The 13,843-nt window shown below is 46.4% G+C and carries 12 protein-coding genes; all 12 read right to left on the reverse strand.

Annotated elements, in window-relative coordinates; all coding sequences use genetic code 11:
* Nucleotides 1-186 precede the first annotated feature (186 nt).
* A complete protein-coding gene (locus DQW12_RS12340; protein ID WP_113908179.1) occupies nucleotides 187-1,263 on the reverse strand; it encodes an acyltransferase family protein in 1,077 nt (358 codons plus the stop codon).
* Between the two features lie 500 nt (nucleotides 1,264-1,763).
* Nucleotides 1,764-2,102 (reverse strand): hypothetical protein, encoded by a 339-nt coding sequence (locus DQW12_RS12350; protein ID WP_157957925.1) that lies wholly within the window; start codon nucleotides 2,100-2,102, stop codon nucleotides 1,764-1,766.
* A 475-nt stretch (nucleotides 2,103-2,577) separates the two neighbouring features.
* Nucleotides 2,578-3,615, reverse strand: coding sequence for an IS110 family RNA-guided transposase (locus tag DQW12_RS12355; RefSeq protein WP_113908182.1), 1,038 nt, complete (start codon nucleotides 3,613-3,615; stop codon nucleotides 2,578-2,580).
* Nucleotides 3,616-3,738: 123 nt separating this feature from the next.
* Nucleotides 3,739-4,587: a hypothetical protein gene (locus DQW12_RS12360; RefSeq protein WP_113908183.1), complete on the reverse strand. Its 849-nt coding sequence runs from the start codon at nucleotides 4,585-4,587 to the stop codon at nucleotides 3,739-3,741.
* 3 nt (nucleotides 4,588-4,590) lie between these two features.
* Nucleotides 4,591-6,000 (reverse strand): oligosaccharide flippase family protein, encoded by a 1,410-nt coding sequence (locus DQW12_RS12365; RefSeq protein WP_113908184.1) that lies wholly within the window; start codon nucleotides 5,998-6,000, stop codon nucleotides 4,591-4,593.
* Nucleotides 5,997-7,127: a dTDP-4-amino-4,6-dideoxygalactose transaminase gene (gene rffA / locus DQW12_RS12370; protein WP_113908185.1), complete on the reverse strand. Its 1,131-nt coding sequence runs from the start codon at nucleotides 7,125-7,127 to the stop codon at nucleotides 5,997-5,999. Before rffA ends, DQW12_RS12365 begins: the two co-directional genes overlap by 4 nt.
* Entirely contained in the window at nucleotides 7,120-7,818 is a 699-nt protein-coding gene (locus DQW12_RS12375) for a WbqC family protein (RefSeq protein ID WP_113908186.1), read from the reverse strand. The genes rffA and DQW12_RS12375 overlap by 8 nt, the downstream gene beginning before the upstream one ends.
* Nucleotides 7,815-8,480, reverse strand: coding sequence for an acetyltransferase (locus DQW12_RS12380; protein ID WP_113908187.1), 666 nt, complete (start codon nucleotides 8,478-8,480; stop codon nucleotides 7,815-7,817). Before DQW12_RS12380 ends, DQW12_RS12375 begins: the two co-directional genes overlap by 4 nt.
* The gene (locus DQW12_RS12385; RefSeq protein ID WP_113908188.1) at nucleotides 8,477-9,526 is read right to left on the reverse strand and encodes a TDP-N-acetylfucosamine:lipid II N-acetylfucosaminyltransferase family protein; all 1,050 of its coding nucleotides are present in this window, start codon (nucleotides 9,524-9,526) and stop codon (nucleotides 8,477-8,479) included. Before DQW12_RS12385 ends, DQW12_RS12380 begins: the two co-directional genes overlap by 4 nt.
* A gap of 11 nt (nucleotides 9,527-9,537) precedes the next feature.
* Nucleotides 9,538-10,419, reverse strand: a complete 882-nt coding sequence (gene rfbA, locus DQW12_RS12390) for a glucose-1-phosphate thymidylyltransferase RfbA (RefSeq protein WP_113908189.1) — start codon at nucleotides 10,417-10,419, stop codon at nucleotides 9,538-9,540.
* Complete coding sequence (rffG, locus tag DQW12_RS12395; RefSeq protein WP_113908190.1) at nucleotides 10,416-11,492, reverse strand: dTDP-glucose 4,6-dehydratase; 1,077 nt, start codon at nucleotides 11,490-11,492, stop codon at nucleotides 10,416-10,418. The genes rfbA and rffG overlap by 4 nt, the downstream gene beginning before the upstream one ends.
* Nucleotides 11,493-11,495: 3 nt before the next feature.
* On the reverse strand, nucleotides 11,496-13,760 hold the full coding sequence (locus DQW12_RS12400) for a polysaccharide biosynthesis tyrosine autokinase (protein ID WP_113908191.1): 2,265 nt from the start codon (nucleotides 13,758-13,760) through the stop codon (nucleotides 11,496-11,498).
* Nucleotides 13,761-13,843: the final 83 nt, after the last annotated feature.

Raw genomic sequence — 13,843 nt, forward strand, 5'->3', positions numbered from 1 at the left:
CAGTTTGGCAGTGGATAACCACCACACTAAGAGAGCCTCAATAGGTGTTTGCTGTAAGCCACCAACAGCCAACGATGACAGACGAAGCAGGCTCACTGGCTCAGAGATTTGATATTGGCCGCTTACGCGGCGGCCAATAAAAAACTAATGCCTATTGACAGGACGAAGGCTCATAGGTGTTATGTGTTATCTTCCGCCTGATATTACACTCAAGAATTTAGGTGCGATTGATTTTATGGCCATATACGCAAGCATGGAGAGTGCAATCACAAAAAACGGAATAATCAAATACAAAGAAAGTACCAATAGGTCATTGTTTGGCTGAAGCATCTTATAGCTAATTTTCCGCATTACAGTTAGCAGTGGTTCATGAACGGCAAACACAAAGAAGCTGCAACCACTAGCCCACATTAAGGCCTTTTTTAAGTATGCGGTTTTTACTACTGCGTTTGTTACAAATAAGGCCGAACCAATGCCAAGGAGTATCCCAGCATGGTGTATATATTCATTAAACACATAGCCTTTCGTAGACGTGTCAATCAAAAGGGTCACCAAATACAGGAGTAAAATCAAAGGACCTAATCGATCTAGTGCAAATATGTTAGTATTTGAATGCGCAAAGTAAGCTCCAGCATAAAAAAATGCGAATGCGGCAGCAGACGGAATATAAATCGGCCACACATTTAGGAACCATAGAGTAAAAATTGTAAAAAGAACTACCTTTGATGCCTTATTAAGAAAAAGATAGATCGCTGGTGCAATTAAGATCATCACCATTAAATCTCTTATAAACCAAAATTGATATGAAATTGGACTTCTGTCAATCCCAAACAATGCATTAAAATAATCATATATTCCAAATGTAGATATTTGGGCATTTTTGCCAGAAAAGAATGACTGGGTTGCCGGCAGGTATTGCGCCAACGCAATTAGACAAAGGGTGAGTATGTTCCAGAATAAAAATGGGATAAGAAGTGTACTTAATCGAGATTTTACTTTGGTTTTGTAATTATTTACAGAAAAGGAAAATCCTAAAAAAAAGAAGTATCCAGACATTAGAAAGAATAGAGGAACTGCGACTCGAGCTATGCCTTGGGAAATGAGGTCACGACAAAAATCAACCCAATATCCTGTATTCGTCACCCCAACAACGCCATTTGAAAAGCCGACTTCTGTACCATACGCATGAATGAAAACCACTCCAATTATTAGAGGGAAGCGTAGCACGCTAAGTCTTTCTGATGAAACTTTATCGATTTGCATTCAAATATGCCCCTATTTATACACATAACGCCTAAGCACACGGGCGCGAGTTTACGAGCGTCCCGCCGACGCTTGCGGCGGCGTAGTGCTGCGTATGGTTATGTGTTTTCACTTTATTCGCCATGGCCCAGATTCGCATACTCTTTCTATGTGGCCGTCGGATTCCAGTTCGCGGAGAAGAGCGACAAGCCAGTATTGTTGGTTTGATGACGTAGCACTCTGCTTATCGCCCCAATCCAGCCCGCAACTCCGAAAAATTTCGGACTGTTTTATGCCTTTTGCGTTTGCCTGGCAATCTGGGTGATTTGTCATAAAGTCAATAACGAGACTTTTAGCTCTAGCCCTAATTGATGCGCCTTGGAATACGTATTTACTCACTAAATATCTCTCCGAAAACGACAATACACATAACATTTTTATACTGCGCAAGCCTCATATCCCCAATACACCGGCATGCGCACTTTGTCGTTTATTAACCTTGCCTGTTATCTACCCTATACTTACCCTAGAAGGCGCGTAGGTTGGAGGACAAAAGCCGAATAGCAAACACCAGTAAACCCAAGCAGCGCAGCGAAACGAGAATTCAAATAGGCGAAGAAAAACTTATGAGGAGGGCTCTTCCTTACTTGAATCATTGCGGTTGGCACACTTAAAGCATCCGGTTTATCGCGTCGCAGACGACGCTTGGGTTTGATTCGTAAGTTCAGCTCTTGCTCGCGTGAGCTGGCGAAACCTTTGAGCGAATCCGCTTTCCAGGCTTTCACCTGTTCAACGAAAAGCCCTCGCTCACGGCAATACTCACTGAGCTCAGCTTCACTCATGGAGCCGGTTTCAATCACGGTCGCAAGCTTCGCGTCAGCAGATCATTGTTCGGGTGTTGATTTATTTCCTGGCACTGGACGCCCCTGTTCTCTGGCTTTGTTACGACAATTATAAAGGGGTTGTTCGCCAATGCCTTCCGTTCGTGCAATTTCTGCGATGGTCATGTTCAACGGCGGCATCATTTTACTTAAGATCGACTGCTTACGTTCTTCTGAATAGTGTGGACTATTAAGCCTTAACGCCCCAACTGGTTAAATTTTAAAGGGTGACAACTTATGTGGACTCCCCACGTGTCAACAACAAACAACTCAATTGAAGAAATAATTGCGTACTTATGTACGAGCTCTATTGGAGAAGCTATCTCCGGCTCTATGATATTTACGCGAACTAGCTGGCAAATCTATCCTGCGAGTTTTTTCACTCTGTGTTGACGGCGGCCTTAGCTAGCTGATTTTTATCTTCGTTTGTGCAATTTATTGTTAGAACTCTTATTTAAGCTTCAACTAAGTCAGCTTTGTATTCCGTGCCCTGAGTGAGCATTGCAAATGCCGTTCTTACGGTTTTATTGGCCAAAGCAACCGCAGCACATTTTTTACCGCGACGGCCAACCAATGCTGCTATCCAAATATCTTTTTTCGTTTTAGCTTTCCTATTTACCGCATGGTTTACTGCTGACATCGCACCAGTAATAAGCTGACTTCTGAGCATCCCATTTTTGACATATTTACCGATCGAACCGAGTTTGGCTTTCCCTCCTGACGAGTGTTGCATTGGCGTTAATCCAATACACGCAGCAGCATCTTTGCCTTTACTGAAAGTCCCTAGTTCTGCACAACCTAACGCTATATATAGATTAATAGCGTTCAGTACACCCACCCCTTCGATTTTGAGTAGTTTTTTACAATCGGCATGTTTTTCAATTGCTTTTTCAAGACAGCGGTCATAAACAGAAATAGATTCTAATATCGAAAGGTATTGTTGCCAGGCTGCGCTTAGCGCTTCCCTGAACTCAAAAGACAAACCATTTTCAGCGTCTTCCAGTGTCGCTGTAATCACCTTTTTTAAACCACCATTTCGGGTTGAGGCTTTGATGTTAAACTCAGCTAAAAGAGCCGTTAACTGATTTCCAGTAGCTGTTTTCTGCTTAACACAGAGCTCACGCAGTCTAAGAATTGATTGCAGCTGTTGTTGTTCTGGCGATTTTCCCCTAACAAACGAAACATCAGGTAATAGTGCTGCCTGGACTATGGCTAAGGCGTCATTCTTATCTGTTTTCTGATTTTGCCGAACAGCTGAAACTAGTTTGGGCGATATCAATCGAGCATCGTGCCCGAATAAAATTGCTTTTTGCTTCCAATAATTAGATGTGCCGCATGCTTCAAATACTATGGTTACGGAGTTTGTGACTGCAAGCCACTCAGCGAATTCAGCAGGTGTCATATCAATGTTATATTGCACCGTTTTGTTCGAAAATAAGCAAACCTGAATTACGTGCTTAGCAAGATCAACACCTACAATAGTATTTTTCATAACTGACTCCATTAAATAACCGTTTACAGGTTAACCTATCTATTTAGGTGTGGGGAGTCCAATTATCTATCCTGCCAGAGGGGGACCTCATCAATCCCCTTTCAGCAAGCATGGCGATTAGACCTATTCCCTGCCCAAACGCAGACGTTGTTCTTCGGCCGCCATCGTCGACAATTGCACGCGCCCATTTTCATCCTTCCAAGCCACACTACGACCCATCATCTTCGGATAGTAGTTCTTGTTGCTATAAAAGCTCAGCTGCGGCCTTCCTCGGTATGCAGAGATTGAACGACGTACAAAAAGTAAGTAGCTCCCCATTCGAAAAATCTTTACGGGCGCGATAATTTGCCCTCCGACTAAGGGATGCCCCTTTGCTGACGCCAAGTAGTCTTGTGTAAACAAGAAACTGAAGAAGTGAATCGAGCTCATATAGGAATAGATGTTCACTTCGGAACTCGCCAGGTAAAAATCAGCGCGAACACTGCAAGGATTATCGGTACAAACAACGTGGCCTTTTTTAGTTACTGGGTTACCGAGGCGTCTTTCATTGTTATAGCTTGACTCCAGTGCAAACAGCGGCACAGGGATATTCGTAGTTGAAGGCAGATCCAGAGAATCATCAATTAGCGTTCTGTAACCAGACTGTGCCTTCAGATGAACTTTCGGCTTCATCTCACGAACGTGGGCGCCGTGGTAGGTCATTTCTACCTGCTCCGGCAGCTTAACTTTTTTGGGGTCTGTTGGCTTATCTGCCCAAACGTGTGCCCACTTTATCGCAGTGCTAATGATCTTTATCTGGGCATGAGACTGGTCTCTACCGCTACGAGGCTCATCCTTAATAGCGAGTTTCAGAAGCTTGTCGCCGTGAACGTTTGTGAGATACAGGCTTTTTCTGTTGTGCTCATCAGGGCCAGAGAACATATCTATGGTTCCGTCCGGCTTGCGGCTATCGGGTGTAAAGTACTCGAGCATTAATCAGGCTATCCTGCGCCGCACAAACCCCACCACCTCCACGACTTCACCCCGGAAAACCACCGCCCAGGCGGCCAACACAACCAACCAATATCCAACCATCCAGCCCTTCAAAACTTCGCCCCAAAGGGTGAACACCACAGCGCCAGCTACAGAAACCAAGGTGAAAGCGTACAGCGCAAGCCGGGGCATGGGCTTCCACAGATAAATCGCGAATTCGGTTCTAAGAAAGAAGAACACCCAGAACGATACACAGGTGCTCACGGCTGCGCCGGCTGCGCCGAAGTGAGGAATTAGCCACCAGTTTCCCACCAGATTGACCGCGAATGCCGTAATGGCCGCCAGCATGGAGAAAGAGCTGCGCCGGGAGATGCCGATGCCTACCACGGTGGTTTCAGAGAGTGTGTACAGCAAGGGGTAGCCAATGCAGGACACCACAATCCACTGCACAGCCGCGTAGTTGGCGGGCAGAAAAAAGGTAACAACCCAGGACAACAACCCGGCTAAAGCAAATCCGAGGACAACCAATGCTAGTATGTAACGACTCACTTTGTGCACGTTCTCCAGCCCAGTCCCTGCGCTGGCCCATTTGTAGACGGTGGGCGCCCAAACAGTTGAGAAAACGCTTTGCAGTATGCTGGCTGCGGCAGCGAAGCTGACAGCGACCGAATAAACACCCAGCTCTTCAAAGCTGGCGAGCATCCGCAGAAATACCTTATCTATGGCAGTGAGGCCCCAGAACGCCAGACCGCCCATAATCAGTGGCAGCCCAAAACGGAGCATGCTTTTTAGCTGATCAACATCCAGCTTAGTGCGAATCCCGGCTAGCCATTCTGCTCGGGTGCTCCAACCGTATATTACACACACGAAGGCAATGGCAGCAGTATTCGCAAGCACCAGGTTGGTCAAGTCCTTATCGGCACCAACGGCAACGTATCCCCCGATAATGGCCAGCATAAGCAGCTTCGGGAGCAGCTGACTCATCGAGAACGCCAAGCCACGCTCGTTCATGCGCAGCACGAGCGACAAAAACCGGGAAAGATAACTTGCCACCAAAGCCACCGCCACCAATACACTCAAGTGCCATGCGGGCACATCAAACAGCCAACCGGCCAGTTTCCCGCCAAGCGACAGCAGCACCAAAAGGGTAATCAACAACAACACCAGCCCCGGGAGCATTGCCCGCTTGAGCAACGCTGGCTTGTCTTCAGCTTCGTGAAACTCGCGGACATAGGACTGGTCCAGCCCCAGGCTGAACAGCAAGATGCTGAAGCCCAGTGTTACCTGCAGCATCGCCATTCGGCCTACATCTTCCTGAGAGAAGAACCAGGTGATGATTGGCAGGGAGATTAGGCCGAGCACCGCACCGCCGATGGGGCCTATGGCGAAGGCGGCTATTTGCTTAGGTGTCACCGATAGAACTCAATAATCGCATCAACCACTTGCTGTTGCGTCGCCTCATCAATCCCATACCACATTGGCAATCGAATTAGCCTTTCACTCTCTGCTGTCGTAAAACGATCATCACCAGAGAAGCGACCAAAATCACGCCCGGCTTTAGCTGTGTGTAAAGGCACATAATGGAAAACTGCGTGAATATCTTGATGCTTTAAATGTTCAATTAGCGATGTTCTCTCATCAAGGCTTGCCGCTTTAAAGTAGAACATGTGAGCATTATGTATGCAGTCCTTTGGCACTACACCTAGTTCAATGTGCCCCATATCCGCAAGTGGTTGAAGCTTCTCTGCATAGTATTTCCACGCAGCTAAACGTGCGTCGTTAATTAACTTGGCACCCTCTAATTGCGCCCACAAATATGCCGCCTGTAGTTCACTAGGAAGAAAACTACTTCCAATATCAACCCATTGATATTTATCAACCATGCCTCTAAAAAATTGGCTACGGTTCGTACCTTTCTCTCTGATTATCTCTGCGCGTTGCTTAAACTTTTCATCGTTTATGATCAGCAAGCCACCTTCACCACCACTGGTGTAATTCTTAGTTTCATGAAAACTAAATGCGCCCAAATGTCCAATTGTCCCAAGCGCCTTGCCCTTGTAATTACTCATCATGCCTTGCGCAGCATCCTCTATAACATAAAGGTTGTGACGCTCAGCAATGTCCATAATGGTATCCATTTCACAACCGACTCCCGCGTAATGCACAGGTACAATGGCTCGGGTTTTGGGAGTGATTGCTGCCTCGATCAGGCGTTCATCGATATTCATGGTATCGGGCCGGATATCCACGAAGACGACCTTTGCGCCACGGAGTACAAAGGCATTTGCCGTGCTCACGAAGGTGTAGCTCGGCATGATGATTTCGTCGCCGGGCTGTATGTCGACCAAGACGGCAGCCAGCTCGAGTGCAGCGGTGCAGGAAGGGGTCAGCAGTGTTTTCTTGGCTGGCAGATGGGCTTCAAACCAATTCTGGCATTTTTTGCCGAAAGGGCCGTCACCGGAGAGTTTTCCATTTCTTATGGCTTCCTCGACAAAGACGAGCTCGGTGCCGACGAATGGGGCGCGATTAAAATTAATCATTGTAGCCAAAGCTCTTCATGTATTGTGTCGCGTTTGGCCCTTCATTAAATATAAGGTCTAGAATAGTCACACCATGCTCGAAGGGTTCGTGTAACTGGCGATACTCAGGGTACCCGCTGTAATCCATCCATTCGATCTGAATGCCTTTTTCTTCTGCAAGCTCCATGTCGAAATAATCTTTTGCTGATGGGCCACTCAAATAAACATCCGCACCCGCCTGTTCACATATACTAATCAGCTTTTCAGTTTTCCCCCCAACAATCTCATATTCATGTGACCAGGTTAGATTTGTATTTATACCAAGAATTTCGTTTACAATCCTTATTAGACTAAAGTTGATAGTACTCAAATCCAAAAAGCCGCAGTTAAGATAAAAATTTTCAAAAATCGATTTGTACTCACCAAAAAACTTTGACTTTGAATAATTTTGAGATATCGACTGCCAGTGTTTGCGAGCCCATCTTTGGTCAGTTATTCTTGTTTCAAGAATACTTTGCTCTAGACTTTTTTGGGCACAAGGTATTGTGAGCCACTTACTACCTTGCTTAGTCTTAATTACATTTCGATTTCGCCAATCATTCTTTGTATATTGGGCTGTATCAAAGAATACAAACTCATCCACCATATTAATCAGGTCAAAGTATCCCTTCCAAGGAATATAGCTTGACTGGAGAATCGCCAACTTCTTCATGCTAACACTATTCCTTTATCTCTGTGCGATGAAATGAGCTTGGCAGGAACGCCAAGATTCTTCGAAAACGCTTCTGTATTTGATAGAACCAATGACTTTGACCCAATCATAGATTCCGTCCTGATAACAGCACCCTGAACACAGGTCGAATTAAAACCGAAAAAACAATTATCTTCAACTTTACAATTACCACCCAACAACGTTTGGCTAGCAAAAAAACAATGACTACCGATATCAACATCATGTGAAATCATTACAGAGGACCAGATAATATTGTTATCACCCAACCTTGAAAATGGCTCTAAAACGCTTCCAACAAGGACTACATTATTACTCCCAAGAATAACCGTTTCGTCCAGCATGGCGCTGCCATCGATATAATTAACAAATTGATAGCCCTTAAAACAGGCTTTTTCATACATCGACCTTCTATTTCGCATACTGGAATAGCCAACAGCAACAAACATCAGAAATCGGTCTTTGGGATAAAGGCGGTCGATACTCTCAAATGCCACCAAGGGAAGATCGTCAAAGGAGCTCATATCGCCCTTGAATGCTTCATCCACACAAAATGCTACTACCTTTTGACCTGCAACTCGATCTAAATACAAGCGCATCATCTTGGCGAAGCTTCCGGCGCCGTAGATTACAATCTCTTTCATTCCTCTAGAACTCCGTTAAGCTGACGAATCAAATTCTCGCGTGAAAAATATGAACGAATTACACGCGCATTTTCTTCTGCATCCTTAGGTGTGATCCGGCAAAGCTCTAAATTCTCAACGTCGTTCAGCTTAATTCCCAGGCCTTTCAGAAAACGCCAATGGCTCACGTCACTCCGCATAAACACCGTTTTTCCCATACCCAAAAGCGTAATGGTGTTGCCCATGGCTTGCTGTCGCTGATGATTAAAGATCGCGATATCAAGACTTTTCAAAAACTCCAAGTACTGCTCAAACGGCATGAAATCCGTCATGGGTACAAATTTATCTCCGAACCACGCTTTGCCCTGACTGATTACTTTCTTGGCGTAATTCTGGTCGCCATAAGACAAGGGCGCATATATTTTTATGGCCTGATCTTTGAACGGTAGTAGGCGTTCAAGCGCTTCGATGTGGTTATTGCTTGGGTCTGCAGAGTTGCCGAGGAGTGTGTTCAAGCCATCGTGATCAGAGGCAGGGGCTGACTCGGCGCTCACTTTGGGATCGACCACATTGCTCAGATACATGATGCATTCGTGGTAAGTCCCCTTGGCTCCGTACCATTGGCGGGCCAACTCAACGTCCCCTTCAATGTATGTAACCAAATGGCCCACTCTGCGGATGACAAATCGGCGCAACGCCTCCTTTATATGAGACTGCCACGTATTGCCGGCTTTTCTGAACTGGTAAAGGTCGCCCCCCCAGATGATCCAGTAACACTTCGGCAGCACCCATGGGCATAGCGCCAGAACCAGAACAACACGGATATTGAAGAGCCCGTGAAGCATCACTTTTCGGGCACTGTGAAGTTGCGTTACCAGCTTCGCATAGCCTGCCAGCTTGCCCCAAATGCCATCCCCACACACATAAATGGCTTCACTCTGCTCTACCGGGTATTTTTCGACCGAACCCGTCAACCAGAACTGGTGTTCATCTTCCTTAAATTCGTTCTCTACGAGTCTGACGAACGGTGGAATGAATTTATCTAAACCCGCCACATGTAATATCACAACATTACCCTTCAGGACTCATCACGGAGCAAGTCGGCGAGGTATTCACCATAGCTATTCTTCCTTAACTCCTGAGCTTGCTGCTCTAGCATTTGCCTGCTGAGCCAACCTTGGTTGTAGCCAATTTCCTCCAGGCAGGCGATCTTATAGCCTTGGCGCTTCTCAATGGTTTCAACGAACTGTGCAGCTTCAAGAAGACTTTCATGGGTACCTGTGTCTAGCCAGGCAAAACCCCGCCCCAGCAGATTCACATTCAATTGACCCTTATCCAGATATGCACGATTCACATCTGTGATCTCAAGCTCGCCTCGACTGGAGGGTTTAACCGCTTTTGCAATGCCAACGACTTTGCTGTCGTAAAAGTAGAGACCAGTGACGGCAAAATTTGATTTGGGCCTGACCGGCTTTTCCTCGATTGAAATAGCCTTTTGCGCATTATCGAATTCCACTACGCCGAAACGCTCTGGGTCTTTTACCTGGTATCCGAAAACTGTGGCACCGCCTTGGTCTTCAACCTGCCTGACAGCTTCATGAAGCTTTGGAACGAAACCCTGACCAAAAAAGATATTATCACCGAGCACAAGACACACGCTGTCATTACCAATGAAATCTTCGCCAATAATAAAAGCTTGGGCTAAGCCATCAGGGCTAGGTTGTTCCGCGTATGAAAGCTTAATACCAAATTGCGAGCCATCTTTAAGTAGCTTTTTAAAGTTCGGTAAGTCTTCTGGGGTTGAGATGATTAATATTTCATTGATGCCCGCTAGCATAAGAACTGAAAGCGGATAATAAATCATCGGTTTGTCGTAAATTGGCAGCAGCTGTTTAGACACGCCCATCGTAATTGGGTACAACCTTGTACCTGAGCCACCGGCTAATACAATCCCTTTCATGCTAATACTCCTGAGTTTTCTCCTAACCGTTCCCGCTGGTAACTACCATCTTGTACATGCTGGCACCATTCTTGGTTATCTAAGTACCACTGCACGGTTTTGCGTAAACCTGTTTCAAAGGTTTCTGCTGGTGTCCAATTAAGTTCTCTGGCTATCTTGCTGGCGTCTATGGCGTAGCGTAGATCATGGCCTGGGCGATCTTTCACATAGGTGATTAAATCTTCGTATTTGCTCACACCAGCTGGTTTACTGGGCGCCAGCTCTTCAAGTAATGCACATATGATTTTTACTACGTCGATGTTTTGTTTCTCGTTATGGCCACCAATGTTATAGGTTTCACCTACTTTGCCTTCGGTCACTACTTTGTATAGCGCTCGGGCGTGGTCTTCAACATACAACCAATCACGGATCTGGTTACCTTTGCCGTACACAGGTAATGGCTTGCCTTCTAGAGCGTTTAAAATCATTAATGGGATTAACTTTTCCGGAAAATGATAAGGCCCGTAATTATTTGAGCAATTGGTAATTAATGTAGGCAAGCCGTAGGTACGCAGCCAGGCCCGCACTAGGTGGTCTGAGCTTGCTTTACTTGCCGAATAAGGCGAGCTTGGCGCATAAGGGGTGGTTTCAGTGAATAAATCGTCTGTGCCTTCTAAATCACCAAATACCTCGTCGGTAGAAATGTGATGAAAGCGGAAGTTCTCTTTTTTCTTTCCTTCAAGCAGTTGCCAGTATTTGCGTGTGACTTCCAATAACGTATAGGTACCAACGATGTTTGTTTCAATGAAGGCCGCAGGTCCATCAATTGAGCGGTCAACATGGCTTTCTGCTGCTAAGTGCATGACTGCATCGGGTTGATGCTGGTTGAATACCCGTTCTAATTCTGCTTGATTGCAGATGTCGACGTGCTCGAAGGCATAACGCTCCCTATTGCTCACCATCGCAAGGCTTTCTAGGTTGCCGGCGTAGGTGAGCTTGTCAACGTTTACAACAGAATCGTTCGTGTTCTGAATAATATGGCGAATAACTGCCGAGCCAATAAAACCAGCACCACCTGTTACTAAAATTTTCATACGCTACTTGCTACTCTCATATCCATACGAATAGTACCCATAGCTACCATAGCCGTAGCTGCTGCGGGCTGTTTTTTCAATACCGTTCAGGATCACGCCTTTAATCTCTATACCGGCTTTCTCGAAGCGTTCTATGGTGTATTCCACTTCTTTCACTTGGTTTTTCATAAAGCGCGCCACAATTAAGTTGGTGCCGGCGTAGCGGCCTACTATGGCAGGGTCTGTTACGGCTAAAATGGGTGGTGTGTCAACGAGTACAATATCGTAGGTTTCGTTGGCCCATTCTAAAAGCTCGCTAAAGCTTTTGTGCATGAGTAGCTCGGATGGGTTTGGCGGTACGGTACCACGGGCAATAAAGTCTAAATTTGGCACACCTGTGCTTTGTAATGACTGTTCACGTGTGCTACGGCCACTGAGTAGGTCGGAAAGGCCGTTTTCGTTACTCAGGTTAAAGGTGGTATGTAAGTAACCGCGGCGTAAGTCTGCGTCTATCATCAGCACCTTCATGCCGGCTTGCGCCAATACCACGGCTAAGTTCGAACTAATAAAGGTTTTGCCTACTTCAGGGCTGGGGCCGGAAATCATTACCACCTTGTTTTTTGCTTCTAACATTGCAAAGTGCAAGCTGGTGCGTAACGCGCGCAAGGCTTCTACGGCGTTGTCTTCTGGGTTGTCGCGTGCGAGCAGCAAGGTGTTAAACTTTTGCTTTTGCGCCTTGTTTTTACTGCGGCGTACCGCTTGTTTAATACGCTCTTCAATTTTAAGCTGCTGCTCTGAAAGCGGCACCGAGGCATATACCGAAATACCTGCGTCTTCCAGCTCTTTCGGGGTTTCAATACCACGGCGAATAAAGCCGAGCACAAAGGCTATACCCACACCCACCATACCGCCGAGCATAACGGCGAGCACCAAAATAAGCGCTTTACGGGGTGCAATCGGCTCTAACCGAACCATGGCTTCGTCAATAATGCGCACATTGCCTACGGTGCCTGCACGCAAAATATTCAGCTCTTGCACTTGGTTTAACAACTGTACGTAAATTTCTTGGTTTACTTGTACGTCGCGTGTTAACCGCAGCACTTCTTGCTGGGTTTCTGGCAGGTTTTGAATTTGTCGGCGCAGTTCGTCTCGGTCGTCGCGTAATTTGTCTTGCTGCTCTATAAGCGCTTTATAGGTAGGGTGGTTACGCGTATACAAGCGGCTGAGTTCTGCTTCCCTAAAGGCCAGCTCGTTAATCTGCTTTTCCAGCTCTACTATTTGCTGCAACAAGCCTTGAGTTTCAAGCTGAATGTCTACAGATTCGCTTTCTAAGCGATACGCATTTAGCAGGTCTTCAGCACGTTGCAAGTCGCCCCGCACCTCGGGTAATTGCTCTTGCAAAAACTCGAGGCTTTTTTCAGCTTCAGCGGCATTGCGGCGGATGTTCTGCAGCAAGTATTCTTGCGTTACCGCATGCAAAATTCGTTGAATACGCTGTGGGTTCTCTCCAGAAAGCGTGGCGCTCAGTATACCACTTTGGCGCCCTCGTTCACTTACGCCAATCTCGCGTTGTAAACCATTAATAACTCGAAGCAATGGTTGCTGTTGAAGGGAGAACTCCGTGCGCGGGCGCGCTTCAAATTCTGCAACGCGAATCAGCACCTCTCCAAACGGCGTATTCTGCTCAATGGTTTGGCCCGACACCCCAGAAAGCACTTCTGTGCCTTCATGCAATAAGGTAAAGCGCTGCTGTTCACCGGTTGGCTCCAGCGCGCGAAGGGTTAATGGCTTACCCATTAACGCGCGAGGTAAACGCAATTCGCTCACTTCTAGGGTTTCGCCGCCCCATGCATAACTCGTAAATACACTTGCTGCATTCGGGCCTTCCTCTGCCGGGTGGCGGCGCGCAACCCAATTACCAATAATAGGAAAACGCTTAGGTGTTACTTGAATGTCTAAACGCAGTTGTTCGGCAACCGTACCCACCACCATGCGCGAACGCATAATTTCAATTTCGGTAACCGCTGAGCTTTCTTGCGAGAACATTTCGCCAATGTCGCCAAGGCCCGCTAACCCGGAGGTTTTTTCTTCTACCTGTAACAAGGCGTCCGCTTGGTAAACTGGGTTGGTTAAAATAGCGTAACTTGCGCCAAACACCCCGGCGGCAAAGGTACAACCGACAATCCACCATTTGAAATCAAACAAGGTTGCAATTAAACGCCCGAGATCGATTTCGTCGTTTGCACTACTTTCTTTTGCGGTACGGGTTGGTTTGTTGAGTTCAGTCATTCTTGGTTCGCTTTGGTTGTTTTAATTCGGGTTTTGCGATGTGGCGTTATACATTGGTTTTAGTAGGCGCTGCAATGCAGCGC

It is taken from the genome of Aliidiomarina celeris (assembly GCF_003316875.1).
Classification (GTDB): domain Bacteria; phylum Pseudomonadota; class Gammaproteobacteria; order Enterobacterales; family Alteromonadaceae; genus Aliidiomarina; species Aliidiomarina celeris.